At 68.6% G+C, this 20124-nt stretch carries 13 protein-coding genes; 2 read left to right on the top strand and 11 right to left on the bottom strand.

Annotation, left to right across the window (positions count from 1 at the left end; all coding sequences use genetic code 11):
- Positions 1–69: 69 nt before the first annotated feature.
- On the bottom strand, positions 70–2661 hold the full coding sequence (locus H3H55_RS29610; RefSeq protein ID WP_319022347.1) for an ATP-binding protein: 2592 nt from the start codon (positions 2659–2661) through the stop codon (positions 70–72).
- Positions 2662–2677: 16 nt separating this feature from the next.
- Positions 2678–3400 (bottom strand): winged helix-turn-helix domain-containing protein, encoded by a 723-nt coding sequence (locus tag H3H55_RS29615; RefSeq protein WP_166954770.1) that lies wholly within the window; start codon positions 3398–3400, stop codon positions 2678–2680.
- A gap of 890 nt (positions 3401–4290) precedes the next feature.
- On the opposite strand from H3H55_RS29615, the gene H3H55_RS29620 reads away from it, so the two are divergent.
- Entirely contained in the window at positions 4291–5154 is an 864-nt protein-coding gene (locus H3H55_RS29620; protein WP_193101296.1) for a crotonase/enoyl-CoA hydratase family protein, read from the top strand.
- Between the two features lie 49 nt (positions 5155–5203).
- On the opposite strand, the gene pdeR is transcribed toward H3H55_RS29620, so the two are convergent.
- The 4 genes from pdeR to H3H55_RS29640 all read right to left on the bottom strand — a co-directional run bounded on the left by pdeR (position 5204) and on the right by H3H55_RS29640 (position 13703).
- Positions 5204–7207 (bottom strand): cyclic di-GMP phosphodiesterase, encoded by a 2004-nt coding sequence (gene pdeR / locus H3H55_RS29625; RefSeq protein ID WP_193101297.1) that lies wholly within the window; start codon positions 7205–7207, stop codon positions 5204–5206.
- Positions 7208–7731: 524 nt separating this feature from the next.
- Entirely contained in the window at positions 7732–11394 is a 3663-nt protein-coding gene (locus H3H55_RS29630) for a hydantoinase B/oxoprolinase family protein (protein WP_193101298.1), read from the bottom strand.
- Between the two features lie 133 nt (positions 11395–11527).
- Positions 11528–12826 carry an MFS transporter gene (locus H3H55_RS29635; RefSeq protein ID WP_193101299.1) on the bottom strand — a complete coding sequence of 433 codons (1299 nt, stop codon included), beginning with the start codon at positions 12824–12826 and terminating at the stop codon, positions 11528–11530.
- A 103-nt stretch (positions 12827–12929) separates the two neighbouring features.
- On the bottom strand, positions 12930–13703 hold the full coding sequence (locus tag H3H55_RS29640; protein WP_193101300.1) for a putative hydro-lyase: 774 nt from the start codon (positions 13701–13703) through the stop codon (positions 12930–12932).
- A 205-nt stretch (positions 13704–13908) separates the two neighbouring features.
- Here H3H55_RS29640 and H3H55_RS29645 point away from each other — a divergent pair, with 205 nt between their 5' ends.
- On the top strand, positions 13909–14841 hold the full coding sequence (locus H3H55_RS29645) for a LysR family transcriptional regulator (RefSeq protein ID WP_048248252.1): 933 nt from the start codon (positions 13909–13911) through the stop codon (positions 14839–14841).
- Positions 14842–14987: 146 nt separating this feature from the next.
- Here H3H55_RS29645 and H3H55_RS29650 read toward each other — a convergent pair whose 3' ends face one another.
- From H3H55_RS29650 to H3H55_RS29670, 5 genes are all read right to left on the bottom strand, one after another.
- A complete protein-coding gene (locus H3H55_RS29650; RefSeq protein ID WP_193101301.1) occupies positions 14988–16688 on the bottom strand; it encodes a hypothetical protein in 1701 nt (566 codons plus the stop codon).
- A gap of 197 nt (positions 16689–16885) precedes the next feature.
- Positions 16886–17212, bottom strand: a complete 327-nt coding sequence (locus H3H55_RS29655) for an antibiotic biosynthesis monooxygenase family protein (protein ID WP_193101302.1) — start codon at positions 17210–17212, stop codon at positions 16886–16888.
- A gap of 65 nt (positions 17213–17277) precedes the next feature.
- The gene (locus H3H55_RS29660; RefSeq protein ID WP_193101303.1) at positions 17278–18264 is read right to left on the bottom strand and encodes a YkgJ family cysteine cluster protein; all 987 of its coding nucleotides are present in this window, start codon (positions 18262–18264) and stop codon (positions 17278–17280) included.
- On the bottom strand, positions 18258–19067 hold the full coding sequence (locus tag H3H55_RS29665) for a MetQ/NlpA family lipoprotein (protein ID WP_193101304.1): 810 nt from the start codon (positions 19065–19067) through the stop codon (positions 18258–18260). The genes H3H55_RS29660 and H3H55_RS29665 overlap by 7 nt, the downstream gene beginning before the upstream one ends.
- Positions 19064–20113 (bottom strand): formylglycine-generating enzyme family protein, encoded by a 1050-nt coding sequence (locus H3H55_RS29670; protein ID WP_193101305.1) that lies wholly within the window; start codon positions 20111–20113, stop codon positions 19064–19066. Before H3H55_RS29670 ends, H3H55_RS29665 begins: the two co-directional genes overlap by 4 nt.
- Between the last annotated feature and the right edge of the window lie 11 nt (positions 20114–20124).

The raw sequence follows: 20124 nt of genomic DNA on the forward strand, positions 1-20124 counted from the left end.
CAGTCCGGTTAATCGAAAATTTCGGAAACGCGCCGCGCCATTAACAATCGAAACAATTGCCGTCGCGCGTCAGCCCAGCAGCGCGGCGAGCGCCGCCAGATCGAACGGCTTCGGCACGAACGGCAGGTCCGCGCGCCAGTCGGGATGGGTCTGATGAATCTCGGGCGGCAGGCCCGAGGTCAGCGCGACGCGCTGCGCCGGCCAGCGCTCGGCGAGCCGCGCCGCGAACGCGATGCCGCTGCCGCCCGCGCCGAGCGAGATGTCCGACAGCACGAGCGTGACGGGGCCGTGCTCGGCCAGCCAGCGCAGTGCCGCGTCGCCGGTGGCCACCGCGTCGGCCTGCGCGCCGAGTGCCGCGAACTGGCTGAGCGCCGTGTCGCGCACCTCGGGATCGTCGTCGACCACGAGCACGCGGGCACCGGCCGGTCCGGCAACGGGCGCGGCCACCGTGACGGCCGGCGCGCCGCGCCGTTCAGGCGGGGCGCTCTCGGGCAGCCACAGCTCCACGCGCGTCCCCTGACCGACCTCGCTGTGGATGTGCAGATCGCCGCCGCTCTGGCGCACGAAGCCGTAGACGCTGCTGAGCCCGAGCCCGCTCCCCTCGCCGGCCGCCTTGGTCGTGAAGAACGGCTCGATCACCTTGTCGAGCAGCACCGGGGCGATCCCGCAGCCCGTATCGGTGACGCTCAGCACGATCGCGTGCGGCGTGGCGGCACCGTCGGCCGCCGGTGCGCGGCGCGCGGCCAGCGCCAGCGTTCCGCCGCCCGGCATCGCGGCGGCGCTGTTGAGCGTCAGGTTGAGGACCGCGTTCTCGAGCTGGCCGCGGTCGACGTTCACCCACATCGCGTCGGCGGCCGGCTCCAGCACGACGGTCACCCGCTGGCCCGCCGAGTATTCGACGAGATCGAGCATCTCCGCGAGCATCGCCCTGACCGACACGCGTTCGGCCTGCAGCGGCTGGCGCCGCGCGAACGCGAGCAGCCGCCGCGTGAGCCGCGACGCGCGTTCGGCCGCGCGGCGCGCCCGCTCGGCCATCGTCTGCGCGTCCTGCTGGCCGTCGAGCCGCGGCAGCAGCAGCTCCAGGTTGCCGAGTATCGCGACGAGGAAGTTGTTGAAATCGTGCGCGACGCCGCCCGTCAGCTGGCCGAGCACGTCCATCTTCTGCGCCTGGCGCAATTCCGCCTCGACCGCGCGCCGGCTCGTCAGGTCGCGGCAGACCGCCACCCATCCGCCGTCCGGAAGCGGCTGGCAGTGGAATTCGAGGGTCCGCTGGTCACGCAGGTGCAGTTCGGCCGACGCGGCAATGCGCGCGCCGTCCGACGTGCGGGTCGCGGTCGCGCGCGACACCTGGCGCCAGCGCGCGGGCTGATGCATGGCCTGCCGCAGCATCGCGAGCGACAGGCCCGCATGCAGCGTGCCCGGGTCGATCCCGAGCAGCGTCGCGAAGGTCGGATTCCACGCGATCAGGCTGCCGTGCGTGTCGTGGACGGACACCCCGTCGTTCATCGAGTTGAGCACCGACTCCTGCAGGCGACGCTGCGACTCGATCCCGTGGGTCAGTTGCTCCTTCTCGATCAGGTTGGTGCGGAACACCTCGAACGCGCGCGCCAGCTCGCCGATCTCGTCCGGCCGGTGCGTCGACGGCATCCGGTCGGACGTGATCCCTTTCGCGAGTCGCGCCATCACGCGCGTCATCGCCTGCAGCTTGTGCAGGATGCGGCTCGCGTACGCGACGCCAAGCAGCGCCACCACGACACCCGCGACGGCCAGCAGCAGCAGGCCCGACTGGCTGGAGACCGCGACCTTGCGCACCTTGTCGCTGCGCTCGCTGGCGATCTGCCGCAAGCGCTCGACGTAGCGCGCCGACTTGCCGCTCAGGTGATCCGCGTGGCCGCGCAGCAGCGTGACGAGATAACCCGTCTGCGCTTCGCTCGACAGAAACTCGCGGCGCACCGCGAACACGCTGCGCGCGCCGCCGTCGAGTTGCTGCAGCGCCTCGGCAAGCGCCGGCTGGCGGCGATCTTCGGCGCGCTCGCGCACGCGCAGCCACAGCGCCTCGTTGTCGCTTTCCGCGCTGCCGAGCTCCGCCGCGTTGGCCGCCTGCAGCGCACCGGCCGTGCGGGCCCAGATCTCGAGCAGCGTCGGCGCGCGCTGCGCGATCACGCTCTTGTCGCGCGCGATGCTGTCGCCGATGCGGTCGTTCGCGAGGCGCAGCGCGCTCAGCTCCTCCTTGAGCTGCCGCTGCCTGCCCGACACGATCAGCAGCCGGGCGAGATCCTGGTCGATCGCGTCGAGGTCGTCGATCACCGCGAGCTGCTCGCCCGCCTTCGCGGCGGGGCCCGGCTGCTTGCCGAAGCCCGGCGACAGCCGCCGGATGTCGCCGAGCAGGCCGCGCATCAGCTCGGTGTCGTTGTGCAGCAAGTCCGGCGAATCGGTCAGCATCATGCTCGGCGCGACCGCGGCGAGCTGCGCGACCTTGTCCGACAACTCGAGCGCGCGGGCAATCTCCGGCACCACGTTCGCCTCGTATTCGTCGAGCGCGTTCTGGTTCGCGCGCATGCCGAGCACGCCGACCACCACGACCGCGAGCGTGATGCCGAACAGCAGCAGGAACGTCGCGATCAGCTTGGCCCGGACACTCCAGGGCGGCAACAGCCTCACCATCGTGCGCATCGCGTCACACCCGCACGACGGGCACCGCGAACACGTAGCCGATGCCACGCTGCGTGCGGATATAGGTCGGCTGCTCGGGGTTCGGCTCGATCTTGCGGCGCAGGCGCAGGATCAGCACGTCGATCGTCCGGTCGTACACGTCGATGCCGAAGCCGCGCGTATGTTCGAGCAACTGGTCGCGCGACCAGACCCGCGACGGCTGCTGCACCATCGCGGCGAGCAGCTCGAATTCGCCCTGCGTCAGCGCGCACGGGCCGCCGTTGTGCGTCAGCGTGCGCGCGGCCAGGTCCATCGTCCAGCCGTCGAAGCAGTAGCGCGGGCCGCCGCCGTTCGATGCGGGGCGCGGCATCGACAGCTCGATCGTGCGCCGCAGCTGGGCGCGCACCCGTGCGATCAGTTCGCGCCCGGAGAACGGTTTCGTGACGAAATCGTCCGCCGCGGTCTCGAGGCCGAGGACCCGATCCGTCTCGTCGCCCAGGCCGCTGATCATGATGATCGACACGTCGGACCGGCGCCGCAGCTCGCGCGCGACCGTCAGGCCGTCCTCGCCGCGCAGCTTCAGGTCGAGAATCACGAGCGCGTGCGGTGCGGCCGCGAGTTGCTGCTGCATCCGGGCGGCGCTGTCGACGGCCGAGACCTCGAATCCGGCCTCTTCCAGCACGCTCTTCAGCCAGACGCGCACTTCCGGATCGTCGTCCAGCACCAGGATCCGATGTTTTTCTGACATGGGTGTTCTCCTCCAAGCCGGTCGCGCGCGCCGATTCGATCGGCTGCGCGGTGCGGCTGGCATTTCTGTCGGTATGAGGCCGGACTGCGGTGGGATGACGCAGTCGGGCCGGAAGCGAATGGTGGCCGATCCGGGCCGATCCTGGCAAGTTCCCGTGCACGCGTATCGGCATGACGAATAGCGGGGCGCCGCTTTCGCCTGCGCGGGGCGCAATAGAACGCGCGCGGGATTCTAACGTCGCAAAATTGCGGCGCAACCGTGTCGCGATCGGTGAATACCCTGCCCGGATCGCCGGCCGAACGGGCGAGCCGACGGTACGGAATGCCACGCGATTGCATCGGGCTCACGGGCCGAGCAGGCGCACCGACCGCGCAGGCGGCCCGATGCCCGAATCCGATCGGCCCGCCGACACGTCGTGCATGCCCGACGCGCGCATCGGTTCACGGCGACCTCGTCAATCGATCTGCATGACGAACTAAATCGACGTCTCGTTGCCGCTGCCCGATCACGATCGCTCGATCACGGCCTATCCGATTTCCGTTGCAGCGACGATCGCTCCGCATCGCCGTCGCTGCCGGCTTCCCTCCCAAAAAAATTCACACGCGAAATACCTGTGCTGCCCGCCGAGTCGCACGCGTCCTGCGCGAAATCCGCGAGAAACCGGCTTCCCGCGTCGCACGAAGGTCACGCATCGATTCGTTCGCGTGTAACCGATTTTCCTGCCGCCGCGTGTTCGCCGACGGCGCAATCGGGTGACCCACTCAACACATCGGCCGAGATTGTGCGCGCAACAATGTCAATGCCTCGCGCCCGACGCCATGCGGGTTACCCGATTCCGGCATGGCGCCGGGCGCGCGGTCTTCAATAACCACATCTCACGAGGACATACCATGCAACTCCTATCCCATCCGGCGTGCCGCCCGTTTTATGAAGCTGGCGAACTCTCGCAACTGACGGCCTTCTACGAAGAAGGCCGCAACGTCATGTGGATGATGCTGCGATCGGAGCCGCGGCCGTGTTTCAACCAGCAACTCGTCACCGACATCATCCACCTGGCGCGCGTCGCACGTGACTCGGGCCTGCCGTTCGACTTCTGGGTGACGGGCTCGCTCGTCCCCGAGCTGTTCAACGTCGGCGGCGACCTGAGCTTCTTCGTCGACGCGATCCGCAGCGGCCGGCGCGACCAACTGATGGCCTATGCGCGCTCCTGCATCGACGGCGTGTTCGAGATCTACACGGGCTTCGGCACCGGTGCGATCTCGATCGCGATGGTCGAGGGCAGCGCGCTCGGTGGCGGCTTCGAGGCCGCGCTCGCGCATCACTTCGTGCTCGCGCAGAAGGGCGTGAAGCTCGGGTTCCCCGAGATCGCGTTCAACCTGTTCCCGGGCATGGGCGGTTATTCGCTCGTCGCGCGCAAGGCGAATCGCGGCCTCGCGGAATCGCTGATCTCGACCGGCGAAACGCATGCGTCCGAGTGGTACCAGGACTGCGGGCTGATCGACCAGACGTTCGACGCCGGTGACGCGTATCTCGCGACGCGCACCTTCATCGACGTGACGAAACCGAAGCTGAACGGCGTGCGCGCGATGCTGCGCGCACGCGAGCGCGTGTTCCAGCTGTCGCGCTCGGAGCTGATGGACATCACGGAAGCGTGGGTGCATGCGGCGTTCACGATCGAGCCGAAGGACCTCGCGTACATGGAACGCCTCGTGATGCTGCAGAACCGGCGCGTGTCGAAGCTGCGCACGGTGTAATGCGACGGGCGCCGCCGCTTGGGCGGTGGCGCCCGCGCAGGAACGAAGCTCAGGCGATCAGCCTGAGCTTTCTCGTCTCCGCGAGCCACGCCTCGAATGCCTGGGCCGGCATCGGGCGCGCGTAGTAGTAGCCCTGCGCGTGATCGACGTCGAGCTGCTTGAGGAAATCGGCTTCCGCATGCGTTTCGACGCCTTCCGCGACCACCGCGAAATTCAGCGCCTTCGCGAGCGACACGACCGAGCGCACCAGCGCCTGCGAGCGCGGATTGCGGTCGATGCCCGTGATGAACGTGCGGTCGAGCTTGATCGCGTCGAGCGGCAGCCGCGACAGTTGCGACAGCGACGAATAGCCGGTGCCGAAATCGTCGAGATGGATCTCCGCGCCGACCTGGCGGAACTGCCGCATCAGCCCGATGGCGGACTCCTCGTCCTCGATGAAGCAGCTCTCGGTCAGCTCGATGTCGAGCATGCCGGGCTTCAGCCCCGCACTGTCGAGAATCGACGCGAACTGGTGCACGATGTTCATGTCCTGCAACTGCCGCGCCGACATGTTCACCGCGATCCGGATGCCAAGCCCCTTCGCCTTCCACGCGGCGGCCTGCGCGGCCGCGGTGCGCATCACCCAGCGCCCGAGCGGCGCGATCAGGCCCGACTCCTCCGCGAAGCGGATGAACTCGACCGGCGCGACGAGCCCGCGATCGGGCGACTGCCAGCGGATCAGCGCCTCGACGCCGTGCACGTCGCCCGTCGCGATGTCGACGACCGGCTGGTAGTGCAGCACGAACTGCTCTTCCTCGAGCGCCTTGCGCAGGTTCGTGTCGAGCCACATGTACTTCGCGACCTTCTGGTTCATCTCCAGCGAGAACACGCGGTACGTATGCTTGCCCTCTTCCTTCGCGACGTACATCGCGGTATCCGCGCTGCGGATCAAGGTTTCGAGCGAATCGCCGTGCTGCGGATGCATCGCGATGCCGATCGAGCAGCTCGTGTAGACCTCCATCAGCCCGAGGTGGATCGGCGTGCGCAGCCGTTCGAGGATGATCTGCGCGGTTGCTTCGAGCAGCGGCCGCGTGCCGTGCTCGAACAGCACGAGGAATTCGTCGCCGCCGAGCCGCGCGAGCGTCGCGCCGGACGGCAGGCAGCCGCCGATGATCCCCGACACGTCCTGCAGCAGGCGGTCGCCGGTGATGTGCCCGTAGTGATCGTTGACGCGCTTGAAGTTGTCGAGGTCGAGGAACAGGATGCCGACCTGGCCGCGCGACGCGGCGTTCTCTTCTGCGATCGCCGCGTGGATGCGCTCGCTGATCGCATGGCGGTTCGGCAGCCCGGTGAGCACGTCGGTGTTCGCCAGCTCGGTGAGCCGGTGCTGCGCGCTGCGCTCCTCGGTGATGTCGATGCCCGAGCAGATCAGGAACTGCTCCTCGACGCCGCTGCCGCTCTGCACGAACTTGTTGCGGAACTGGAACAGGCGGGGCCCGTTGACCGTGTTGATGTAGCGCTCGACCGCGTACGACTGGTTGCTCGCGAAAAAGCCCGTGATGTTGGTGCGCGACTGCGCGCCCTGCTCGGGGCTCATGAACAGCTCGAACGCGCTGCGGCCGATCACGTCGACCTCGCGCTTGCCCGTCACTTCCTCGCACAGGCGGTTGAAGCGCTGCACCATCCCGTTGCGGTCGAGGATCACGACGAGCGAATTCACTTCGGACACGACCTGCTCGGCGAACGCAAGCCCGTGCGCGAGATCGCCCGCGACGGACACGGTATCGGAATAGGCGGAGGCCGTGCCGGCCCAGTCGGTCGTGTTGACCTTCCTGCCGACGAGATGGAGGCTGACCGGATCGCCGAACAGCACGATGTCGAGCACGAGGTGCGACGTGACGCCCGTCAGCGCACGGATGCGCGCGGCCTGCTCGACCGTCAGCGCAACGGCGACGTTGGTCAGGCCGCGGACGGCGGCCAGCTCGAGCGCATTGCTGTCGCTGCCGAGACGCCAGCAGGGGCTGCGCGTACCGACATGCGCCTCTAGCACCGCGCTATCGTTTTCGTCATCCATGGACACGCCCCGATCCAGAAAAAACGCACAGTGTAGACGGAGGCGAGTTGGCCGACCGCCCTCCCGGGCCGCGCAGCGCGCGTTCCCGGCAGAGCAGCCGTGATTGCCGTGACAACGTTCCTCGTTCCGTACTCGTTTCCGACCAATGCGACCCGGCGTTCGCGCATCACGCGCGCAGGTTCTGCCTAACGAATGATGAGAGCCATCTTATCAAATGACGATCAGGATTGGCACTCACATTTAGAACTGAGTGTCAAGGAATCGGGACTCGGTAGGCAAGCCGGATTTTTCATGATTGGCGGCGTGCGCCGGCGCGGGTGCGGCGCCCCGCATCGGGGCCGGCGAGGCAGCCGGAAAGCCCCGCCGGACGGGCGTTTGCGGCCGGTCCTTGAATATAGGGCCCGATAAGTTTCAGGACTGTGGCGGCAGGGTCGGATCGCATTCCGGCGACCCGACTTTCGGCCATTTTTGATTCTGTTCGTGCGTGAATGCGCGGCTTTATTCCACAGTCCGTTGCAATTCCGTCAGCCCGCCGTGCCGTAACCGCCGCCGCCCGGCGTTTCGACGACGAACACGTCGCCCGGTGCCATCTGCGCGCGGCCGATATGTTCGAGCGCCTCGACCGTGCCGTCCGCCCGCTCGATCGTGTTGCGGCCGAGCGCGCCGGCCGCGCCGCCCGCCGCGCCGAACGGCGCGTGGATCCGGTTGTTCGACAGGATCGACGCGGTCATCGGTTCGAGGAAGCGAATCCGCCGCACCGCGCCGTCGCCGCCACGCCAGCGCCCGCCGCCGCCCGACCCGGCGCGGATCCGGTGCGAGTCGAGCCGCACCGGGTAGCGCCATTCGAGCACTTCCGGATCGGTGAGCCGCGAGTTCGTCATGTGCGTCTGCACCGCGCCGACGCCCGCGAAGCCGTCGCCCGCGCCGCTGCCGCCCGCGATCGTCTCGTAATACTGGTATCGGTCGTTGCCGAACGTGAAGTTGTTCATCGTGCCCTGGCTCGACGCGACGCAGCCGAGCGCGCCGTACAGCGCGTTGGTGATCGCCGACGACGTCTCGACGTTGCCCGACACGACCGCGGCCGGATACTCGGGGTTCAGCATCGAGCGGGCGGGCACGATCACCGTGAGCGGTTTCAGGCAGCCGGCGTTCAGCGGGATGTCGTCGCCCACCAGCGTGCGGAACACGTACAGCACGGCGGCCATGCAGACGGCCTTCGGCGCATTGAAGTTGTTGTCGAGCTGCGCGGACGTGCCGGTGAAATCGATCTCCGCGCGCCTTGCCACGCGGTCGACACGGATCGCGACGCGAATCTCCGCGCCGTTGTCGAGCGGATAGCGGTACGCGCCGTCCTGCAACGCGCCGATCACGCGCCGCACGGCTTCTTCCGCGTTGTCCTGCACGTGCCCCATGAACGCGAGCACGACGTCGCGGCCGAACTGCGCGACCATCCGGCGCAGCTCGTCGACGCCCTTCTGGTTCGCGGCGACCTGCGCGCGCAGGTCGGCCATGTTCTGCTCGACGTTGCGCGCCGGGTAACGGCCCGACGCGAGCAGCGCACGCGTGTCGGCATCGCGCAGCACGCCGGCCGATACGAGCTGCCAGTTGTCGATCAGCACGCCTTCCTCCTCGATATGGGTCGAATCGGGCGGCATCGAGCCCGGCGTTGTGCCGCCGATGTCCGCGTGGTGGCCGCGCGAGCCGACGTAGAACAGCGGCGCGTCCGCGCCATCCGCGAACACCGGCGTGATGACCGTCACGTCCGGCAGGTGCGTGCCGCCGTGATACGGGTCGTTCAGCATGAACACGTCGCCGTCGCGCATGCGGCCGCGGTTGCGCTCGATCACCGTGCGGATGCTCTCGCCCATCGAGCCGAGGTGCACCGGCATGTGCGGCGCGTTCGCGATCAGGTTGCCGTCGCCGTCGAAGATCGCGCACGAGAAGTCGAGGCGCTCCTTGATGTTCACCGAGTACGCGGTGTTCTGCAGCCGCAGCCCCATCTGCTCGGCGATCGACATGAACAGGTTGTTGAAGATCTCGAGCCGCACGGGATCGGCATCGGTGCCGAGCGAGCGGCGCGTCGGCAGCGGCGTCGTGCGCATCAGCACGAGATTGCCCTGCGCGGTCATCCGCGCGCACCAGCCGGGCTCGACGACGGTCGTGCCGTTCTTCTCCGCGATGATCGCCGGGCCGTCGATCGCGTCGCCGGCGAGCAGCGTGTCGCGCACGTAGAGCGCCGCGTCGTGCCACTGGCCACCGGAATAAAAGCGCACGGCGGAATCGGCGCGCGGCGCGCCGCCGTCGCCCGCCCCGTCCGCCCCGTCCGCCTCGCGCGGCGCGAGCGGTGCGATTTCGACCGGCGCGTCGGAGCGGCCGATCGCCTCGACCGACGCCAGCTCGGCGACGAGCGGCGTGCCGGGCATCAGGAACGCGTAGCGCTGCCGGTAAGCGTCCTCGAACGCCTGCTGCATCGCGTCGACGCTGCCGGCCGGCACGTCGAGCGCCGAATCGGTGCCCTGGTAGCGCAGGTGCACGCGCCGCTCGGTCGCGATCCGCTCCGGCGGCACGCCCTGTTCGAGCAGCGCGCCGACGGCCTCGTCGGCCAGCCGGTCGAGCGCCGCGTTCAGCGCCGGCAGCGATGCGTCGGACAGCACGGCCTCGACCGCGCGCTCGCGCATCGCGGTCTGGTCGGCGAGGCCCATCCCGTACGCGGACAGCACGCCCGCGAGCGGATGCGCGAACACCTGCGTCATCCCGAGCGCGTCGGCCACGCCGCACGCGTGCTGGCCGCCCGCGCCGCCGAACGTCGTCAGCACGTAGCGCGACACGTCGTGGCCGCGCTGCACGGAAATCTTCTTGATCGCGTTCGCCATGCTGCCGATCGCGATCTCCAGGAAGCCTTCGGCAAGCGCCTCGGGCGTCTCGCGCCGCCCGGTCGCCGCGTGGATCTCGTCGGCGAGCGCGGCGAACTTCGCGACCACGCCGTCGCGGTCGAGCGGCTCGTCCGCGTGCGGGCCGAACACGCGCGGGAAATGATCGGGCTGGATCTTGCCGAGCATCACGTTGCAGTCGGTGACCGTCAGCGGGCCGCCGCGCCGGTACGCGGCCGGCCCCGGGTTCGCGCCGGCCGATTCGGGCCCGACGCGCAGCCGCGCGCCGTCGAAGCCGAGCACCGAGCCGCCGCCCGCGGCAACCGTATGGATGCTCATCATCGGCGCGCGCATTCGCACGCCGGCCACCTGCGTCTCGAACACGCGCTCGAACTCGCCGTTGTAGTGCGACACGTCGGTCGACGTGCCGCCCATGTCGAAGCCGATCACCTGGCCGAAGCCGGCCGCGCGCGCGGCGCGCACCATCCCGACGATGCCGCCCGCCGGGCCCGACAGGATCGCGTCCTTGCCCTGGAACGCATCGGCGCGCGTCAGCCCGCCGCTGCTCTGCATGAACTGCAGGTTCACGCCCGGCATCTCGTGCGCGACCTGCTCGACATAACGGCGCAGGATCGGCGACAGGTACGCGTCGACCACGGTCGTATCGCCGCGCGACACCATCTTCATCAGCGGCGACACTTCGTGCGACACCGATACCTGCGTGAAGCCGATGCGGCGCGCGAGTTCGGCGAGCGCGCGTTCGTGCGCGGTGTAGCGATAGCCGTGGATCAGCACGATCGACAGCGCCCGCACGCCCGAGTCGAACACGCGGCGCAGCGACGCTTCGGCGCCCTGCGCATCGAGCGGCACGACGACGTCGCCATGCGCGCCGATGCGCTCGTCGATCTCGACGACCGTCTCGTACAGCGCATCGGGCAGCACGATGTCGAGATCGAACAGGCGCGGCCGGTTCTGGTACGCGATGCGCAGCACGTCGCGAAAGCCGTGCGTGGTCGCGAGCGCGGTGCGCTCGCCCTTGCGTTCGAGCAGCGCGTTGGTCGCGACCGTCGTGCCCATCTTCACCATGTCGACGCGCTCGGGCGTGATCGGCTCGCCGTCGGCGAGGCCGAGCAGGTGGCGGATGCCGGCCACCGCCGCGTCGCGATACTGCTCGGGGTTCTCCGACAGCAGCTTGTGCGTGACGAGCGTGCCGTCGGGCCGGCGCGCGACGATGTCGGTGAAGGTACCGCCGCGGTCGATCCAGAATTGCCAGCGCGCGGCGTCGGAGGAAACGGGGGTGGTGTGTCGGTCAGTCATGATGTCGGGTCGATGCGTCGTTGATTCGAAGGACGAGCGCCGCCGCACGGCGCGCGTCGCGCGCCATGTCACGGTGTCGATGAAAAGGAGAAAACATGCAGGGCGGGCCGCCCTGCCGCTTATGACTTGCGGCTTACGCGGCGTCGAGTTCGCGGCCGCGTGTCTCGGGCAGCGTCAGCGCGGCGACGATCACCACGCCGTATGCGGCGACCGCAAAGATCCCGATGCTCGTGCCGAGCCCGTATTCCTTCGACAGCGCACCGATCAGGAACGGGAACAGTGCACCGATCGCGCGGCCGACGTTGTAGCAGAAGCCCTGGCCGGAGCCGCGCACGCGGGTCGGGAACAGTTCGGTGAGGAACGCGCCCATCCCCGAGAAGATGCCCGACGCGAAGAAGCCGAGCGGGAAGCCGAGCCACAGCATCGATGCATTGGTCAGGTTCAGCGACGTGTACGCGAACGCGATCACCATCGAGCCGACCGCGAACAGGATGAAGTTGGGCTTGCGGCCGAGGCGGTCGGTCAGGTACGCGCTTGTCAGGTAACCGACCCACGAACCGAAGATGATCATCGCGAGATAACCGCCGGTGCCCATCACGGTCAGGTGCCGCTCGGTCTTCAGGAAGGTCGGCAGCCACGTCGTGATCGCGTAGTAGCCGCCCTGCGCGCCGGTCGTCAGCAGCGCCGCGCGCAGCGTCGTCGTGATCAGCTTCGGCGCGAAGATCTCGGTGAGGCGCGGCGCATCGGCCACCTTCGCCTGCGCGGCCTTCTCCTTCTCGTAGACGTCCGGCTCCTTCACGTAGCGGCGGATCGCGACGACCAGCAGCGCCGGCGCCAGCCCGACGAGAAACAGCGCGCGCCACGCCTGCTCGGCCGGCAGCACCGAGAACAGCAGCGCATACAAGAGCGCGCACAGCCCCCAGCCGATCGCCCAGCCCGACTGCACGAGGCCGACTGCCTTGCCGCGGTCGCGCGCGCGGATCACTTCGCCGATCAGCACCGCGCCGGCCGTCCATTCGCCGCCGAAGCCGAAGCCCATCAGCGCGCGCGCCGCGAGCAGCTGGTGGTAGGACTGCGCGAGCCCGCACAGCGCGGTGAACACGGCGAACCACAGCACGGTGAGCTGCAGCGTGCGCACGCGGCCAATCCGGTCGGACAGGATCCCGGCGATCCAGCCGCCGAGCGCCGACGCGAGCAGCGTGATCGTGCCGATGAAACCCGCATCCGCGAGCGAAATGCCCCAGGTCGCGACCAGCGTCGGGATCACGAACGACAGCATCTGCGTGTCCATCCCGTCGAGCATGTAGCCGACCTTGCAGCTCCAGAAGGCGCGGCGCTCACGCGGCTGCGCGTCGGCATACCACGAGAACAGGCCGTTGCGCTCGGGGCTCGCGGGCTCCGCGGCGGGGGCCGCGAGGGTCTTGCTTTCCATGGTGGTGCTCCTGTCGTTATGCGCCGTCAAAGCGGTGTGGTGTGTCGTGCGTGCGTGTGTCGTGCTGGTGTGGTGCGGGCGGGCGGGCGGCCGCCATCCTGGATCAGAACACGGCCAGCGATGCGTTGGTGATGTCGGTCATCAGCATGTGGCCGGGCGTATGCGCGATCGCGAGCGGCAGCTTCGCGTCCATCAGCGCGGTTTGCGGCGTCACGCCGCACGCCCAGAACACCGGCAGCTCGCCGTCGCGGATCGTCACCGCGTCGCCGAATTCCGGCGCGTTCAGATCCGCGATGCCCAGTTCCTGCGGGTGACCGATATGGATCGGCGCGCCGTGCACGCCCGGGAACCGGCTCGTGATCTGCACCGCGCGGATCGCGTCGGCGCCGCGCATCGGCCGCATCGACACGACCAGCTGGCCGCCGAAGATGCCCGCGCGGCGGTTCGGAATCGACGTGCGATACATCGGCACGTTGCGACCTTCCTCGACGTGGCGCAGCCCGATCCCTTCGCGGGCCAGCATGTCCTCGAACGAGAACGAGCAGCCGATCGCGAATACGACGAAATCGTCGCGCCACAGCGCTTCCAGCGACTCGACGCGCTCGGTCAGGCGGCCGTCGCGGTAAATGTTGTAGCTCGGCACGTCGGTGCGGATGTCGAGATCCTCGCCGAGCGCGTCGACCCGGAACGCGCCCGGTTCGCCGACGCCGAGCAGCGGGCACGCCTTCGGGTTCGCCTGGCAGAAGCGCAGGAAATCGTGCGCATACGCGTCGGGCAGGATCGCGAGGTTGGCTTGCGCGAACGGGCCGCAGTGGCCCGCGGTCGGGCCGCGGAACGCGCCGCGGCGCACGGACTGGCGGAATTCGGAAGGCGTCATGAGGTTCTATCGCAGATCAGGATGTCGTCGGGATGACGGTGTCGCGTCATCGGATACGGCGAAGAATAGAAAAGAAAAAATTTTGTCGCCAACGAGTTTTTTTGCGCTTCGTGTATAGAATTTCTTAACGGATCTTGGGGTTTTCCCCGGTCCCGTTCACTTTTCCTCACCGGCAAGCTGCGCTTCCACCGTTCGCCCGACCGCCATGAACACGCGTTTTCTCGAAACCTTCGTCACGCTCGCGAAGCTGCGCAACTTCCGCACGACGGCCGCCGAGCTGCACGCGACGCCGGCCGCGATCTCGCAGCGCCTGAAGGCGCTCGAGGACGAGCTGCAGACCGTGCTCGTCGACCGCGACAGCCGCGAATTCCGGCTCACGCCGAACGGCGAGTACCTGCTCGGTTATGCGAAAGCCGTGGTCGAGGCGACCCAGCAGCTGCAGGCCGCCGCCGCCGGCGAAAGCGCGCTGCGCGGCAAGCTGCGGCTCGGCGTGATCGAGACGGTTGTGCATAGCTGGTTGCCGCACTATATGCGCCGCCTCGCGGCCGACTATCCGGAACTCGAGATCGACCTGACCGTCGACGTGAGCGTCGTGCTGCAGCGCCGGCTGATGGCGGGCGAGCTCGACCTGATCATCCGCGTCGAGGGCAGCGACGAGGCGTCGGTCGTCTGCGACGCGCTCGCGAACTACCCGGTACGCTGGATCGCGCGCGCCGGGCTGCTGCCGAACACGCGCACGGGCCTCGCGCGGCAGGTGCTGCGCCAGCCGATCCTCACCTACGGGCGCGGCACCGCGCCCCACCGTGCGCTCGAGGATATCGTGCGCACGCTCGCGCATGCGCACGGCGTGCCGCTGTCGGACACGCGCATCACCGGTTCGCCGTCGATCTCGGTGATCGTGCAGCTCGTGCGCGACGGCTTCGGCGTCGCCGCGATTCCGGTGCTGTTCGTCGATGCGCTGATCGAGAGCGGCGAAGTCGTCGAGCTGCCGCTGCAGCCGTCGCCGCCGTCGATCGTCGTGTCGATGTCGCGGCGCGCGGATGCACCGCGATACGTGCACGGCGCGTCGATCGCCGCGCGGGCCGCGTGTCATGAGTATTGCGAGAAGAGTACGCGGCGGCTGGTTGAAGCGCTTTGATGCGGTGGGTCGACGCGCAGACGTCGATACGGAATGCGATGCTCCCGGTCCGGGAACGCGCGCCGCACTAATCTTCAAAAAGAACACGGCCGCGGAAACCCGCGGCCGTGCGTCCCGCTCCCGGCATCAGCCGGGCATCGCCTGCGTCAGTGCGACCGGCCCGTTTCGGTACCCGGCGCGAACGAGATGCCGCGCAGCACTTCCGCGAATTTCGCCGTACGCAGCACGGCGAACTGCTCGTGCGCGGCCGTCGTCGCGCTCGTGTTCTTCAGCACGTCGCGCACCGCGACCAGCTGGTTCGGATCGGCGCCGACATCGCCGTTGCCGCTGACCGTCGACGTGATCGCCCAGATCGTCACCGTGCCGTCGCGTTCGACACGGCCCGTCAGGTTGCGCAGGCCGGCCGTCGCCGGCGCCCACGGCAGCCCCGTCGCGGCATTGTTGCCCAACGGATAACCGGCGACCGAATACGGCTGACCGAGCTTCAGCCCGTTCTGCAGCGTGTACGCGAGCTTCCACTGCTTCGCGTTCGCGTCGTACACCCACTTCTGCAGGCCGGCGCCCGTCTGCGCGGCCGCATGCGTGTACAGGTCCGGGCCGCCCGTGTAGCCGTCGCCTTCGTCCGCGACATACAGCGTGTTCGCGTCGGCGAACCACATCCCGAACGGGTAGGACAGCGTCGTCGCGGTCTTGTTCGGCGTGGTCGGGAAGCCGGCCAGCACGCACATGTTGTTCGGCAGGCCGGTCGTCTGCAGCGTGGCCGGGTTGTACGCGAGCGGCGCCGTCGGCAGCTTCGCGTTCGGCGACGGCACGCCGACACCCGACGGGCACGCGGTGCCGGTCGTATCGACGAAGTACACCGTGTTCACGCCGTTGCCGCCGCTGCCTTTCGTGTAGTACACGACGTCGTCGTGCACCGCGATGCCGCGGAAGTTGTCGTCCTTGCCGATCTTGTCGGCCTTCGCGCCGAGTTCCGTGACCGAGAAGCTCGCGAGCGGCGTCGGCACGCCCGGGTCCTGCTGCGCTTCATGGTGCTTCGCGCCGTCGATGATCTGCGCGCCCGCGCCGAGGATCACGTTGTCGGGCTGCGGGTTCGAACCGTTGCCGGCGTTGCCCGACGTGTAATAGATCTCGCGGCCGTCGCGGTTGTTCAGGATCGCCGCGCGGCCGTTGTTGCCGCTGTACGCATTCGTCTCGGTGAAACGGAAATGCCCGTGACGATCGACGCGTGCGATCGCGCGATAGACGTTCTGCCCGTCCGGGTTCGTCGTATCGACCGCGGCCGGCGTGTTCGAATTCGACACGTCGATCGCGTTGACCGGCGCGACGTAACCCATGAACGTCAGGTAGTTGCCGTCGGCCGACAGGTGCAGGCCAAGTTCCGACTTCGAGCTGAAGCTCGTCACGAGCTGGTCGTGCGCGAAGCCCTTGTGCAGGCTGTTCGGCACTTCGAGCGTGCCGACGACGCCGCCGGCCGGCGTGATCTGGTCGAGGAAGATGCGCGACGTGATGCCGAAGCTGCCGTCGTAGTGGTCGTTGTTCCACACATACGGATAGGTGCCGTCGTTCGGTGCGCCGGTCGCCGCACCGCAACCGCCGGTGGTCTTCGCGCAGTTCGGCGGCAGGATCACGCCGGGCTGGACGTTGCCCGACACGTTGTCGTAGACGCTGCGACTGAGCACCAGGAAGCCCGGTACGAAACCCGGCTCGAAACGGCTTGCGTCGCCGTCGTCGTGCGGGGCGGCCTGCGCGCCGATGCTGGCGGCAATCAGCGTCAATGCGACAACGGGAACGGTTCGATCGCGCAGCGCGCGGGTGCGCTTCGCGGACAAGGCGAAATTCGGCATGGACAAGGCTCCGTACGACATCGAGTGAGGACGTTGTTGGTGGACAGACTGACGACGTGAAGCCCCGCCACCTTAGCCATGCTTGATGAAGAATTGATTGCACGCAGACCCGCCTGAACCCGCATGCGAACGCGGGCCGCCGGTTGCGGCCTATTGTTATTTATCCGTAATGCGAAAGAAATGAATCAGACAGCCAATTACGCGGAGAGGCCCGCATGCGGTTGCGCGAGCTTGCCGTCGCCGTACTCGCGCAGCACCTTCGAGATCACGACGCGATAACCGTCGAGCCAGCGCGCCTGCTGCGCTTTCGCTTCGAGATGCGCCGGATGCTGCATCAACTGCTGCAGCGCCGCTTCCGACTCCCAGTAGTAGACGTTCTGGATCAGCCCCGACTCGGCGTTCTCCCACGTTTCCTCGCCGAGGTAGCCGGGCGTTGCGCGGGCCATGTCGGCGATCTGCCGGTCGAGTCGGTGGAAATCGTCGTCGTATTGTCCGGCACGGAAAATGAAGGTCGACGCGTACATGCACGCTCCATCGAAGGCGATTGAAAGAGCGCCAAGTGTAAGGCACGCGCCGCGTGCCGCGATCGTCACGCGGCGAGCGTATTGGCGTCGAGCCGATCGTCGAGCCACGCGTCGATGCGCGGCGCGTCTTCACGCGTTCCGGCCGCGGGCGCCGGCATCGCCGCCAGCGCATGCCGCGCACGTTCCAGCGCCTGCGCGAAACCGCGCAACTCGCGCGTCGCGGGACGGTCGTCGATGCGGCGGCGCGCGAGCGCCGCTTCGATGTTCGCACCGATCAACACGCGTTGTGCGTCGATGAAGTCGATGCACAACGCGCGGCAATGTGCGGAAACCGGCGCGACGGCCAGCAGGACGGGCACGATCGACACGGTCAGGTAGCCACCCGGTGCAAGCCGCAACAGCGCATGCCGCAGATCCTGCCCGCCCTCGGTCAGCGATGCGAATACCGCGTCACGCCACACCGCACGCTCGAACACGAGCGCATCGCGATGCGTGTCGAGCGCCGCGCGATCGGCGACTTGCCCGGCCGTCACCAATGGAATGGCGAATGCCGGTTCGCCGGAGGACGGTGCGCCCTTCGATTCGACGATGCAGTTCGCGCCAAGCCATGCCGTTTCATCGCGCCGCGCGGCGAGCACGCGAGCCTGCAAGCGGTCCGGCAGCAGCGGATCGAGCGGCACCGCGCCGCAGATCGACGGTTTGTCCGCATGCACGCTGCAGCGGCCGTCGTCGGCCAGCGCCGCGCAACGGCCGAGCGACGGATAGTCGTAGCCCTGCAGCGTCAGCGCGATCCATTCGCCGCCCGCGCCGCCGAAACGATGGAACAGGCGGTCCGCCAGCGCATCGGCAGCCGCGACGTCGTCCGCATCGAGCGCATGCTCGCGCCCGCCCGCACGCCAGCGCTCGCCGATCCGGCGCTTAGGCACGCGGCGGATCGTCAGCGCGCCAACGAAGCGGTGCCGATGCCGGAGCAGTTCGCGCAACGACAGCGTCGGCGCGCTGTTGCAGCAGCGTCCGCATGCGTTGCACGCGAGCCGGTACGTGTCTACCACGGCCGCCGCACCGAGTCCTGGTAGCGCGTGAGGATGAAGCTCGCGACGTCGTCCGAGTGATACGCGGCGACGAGTTGCGTCACCCACGGTTTCGCGCGATCGGCGTTGCGCACCGTCAGCACGTTCGCATACGGCGAGCGCGCGTCCTCGATGCTGATGCTGTCGCGTGCGGGCTGCAGCCCGACGCGCGCGGCTTCGTCGCTGTCGATCGCGACGAACGCCGCCGTGTCGAGCGCGGCGTAAAGACGATCGCGGCGCAGCGCGACGAGCTTCAGCCCGAGCCGGTTGCCGGTCACGTCGCGCAGCGTCGCATGCAGGCCGGCCTGCTCGCGCAGCGTCACCAGCGTGTCGTTCTGCAGCAGCACGAGCGCGCGCGCCATCCCGCGCGGGTCGGCCGGAATCGCGACCGTCGCGCCGGGCTGCAGTTCGTTCAGGTTCTTCAGCTTGCGCGAATAAAGCGCCATCGGCAGCGTGACGGTCGGTGCGACCTCCGCCAGTGCGTAGCGTTTCTGCGCGCGCGTCGCGGCAAGCTGTTGCGCATCCTCGAAGCTGGCCGCGTCGATCCGGCCGTCGGCGAGCGCCGCGTCGATGCGCGACGCATCGTCGAATTCGACGACATCGACGCCGAATCCGCGCGACGCGGCGACCCGCTTCACTTCGTCCAGGATCTGCGCATGCACGCCGCGCGTCACGCCGACGCGCACAGCCGGCACGGCGGCTTCCGCGGCAACGGCCGAGCCCTGATGCACGACACCGCACGCGGCCAGTAACCACATGGAAACGAATCGCATGCTGCGCTTCATGACGCATCCCTCAAGATCGTGCGAAAGCCGATGTGCGATGCACCGAGATCGGCTTCCTGCTGTTCGCGCGACGACGCGCGATAACGTACGCAGTAGTCGCGCGAGCACAGGAACGAGCCGCCTTTGATGACCATCGGCGTATCGTGCCGGCGCGTCGGCGGCGCGACGGCCGCCGTGTCGCCGTTCGTGTGAGACTGGTGCGGGCCCGTATACGCGTCCTTTGTCCATTCCCAGGCATTGCCGATCATGTCGTAGAGCCGGAACCCGTTCGCCGCGTAGCAGCCGACGGGCGCGAGCCCCGCGTGCCCGTCCTCGGCCGTGTCGAGCACCGGGAACACGCCCTGCCAGTAGTTCGCGGCCGGCTTGCCCTGCGCGTCGCGCGGCGCCGCGTCGAGCGATGCGTCGTCGCGGCCGGCCTTGCCCGCGTATTCCCATTCGGCTTCGGTCGGCAGGTCGCGGCCGAGCCAGCGCGCATACGCGAACGCATCGCGCTGCGTGACGAGCGTGACGGGCAGGTTGCCGAGCCCGTCGACGCCGCTGCCGGGCCCGCGCGGATGCCGCCACGATGCGCCCTTCACCCACGACCACCATGCAAGTTCACGTGCATTCATCTCGTCGCGCGTCGGCACATGGAACACCGCCGCGCCGCCCTGCTGCTCGGCTTCGGTCACATAGCCGGTCGCCTGCACGAACGCGGCGAACTGCGCGATCGTCACGTCGGTCTGGTCGATCCAGAAGCTGCCGACGTGCGTGCGGCCGTCGCCCACCGGACGCTCGTCCGCATAACCGCGCGTGCTGCCGAACACGAACGCGCCGCCGCGCAGGTGCACCATCCCGGCCTTCGGATCGTCGCGCCACTTCGCCGGCAGCCCCGAATAACGCTCGCACTGCTGCTCCGAGCCGAGCGGCGCAAGCGCGCGGCCGCGATTGGCGTCGTCGAACGCGCCGCCCGCCGTCTCCGCCGGATTCGCATAACCCACCGCGAACGCAGTGGCGAACAGCGTGGCAGCCAGCGCCGCGCCGATCGTCCAGAACCGGAACCGCATCGTGTCGCCCT

Source organism: Burkholderia sp. Z1, assembly GCF_014893795.1.
GTDB lineage: Bacteria > Pseudomonadota > Gammaproteobacteria > Burkholderiales > Burkholderiaceae > Burkholderia > Burkholderia theae.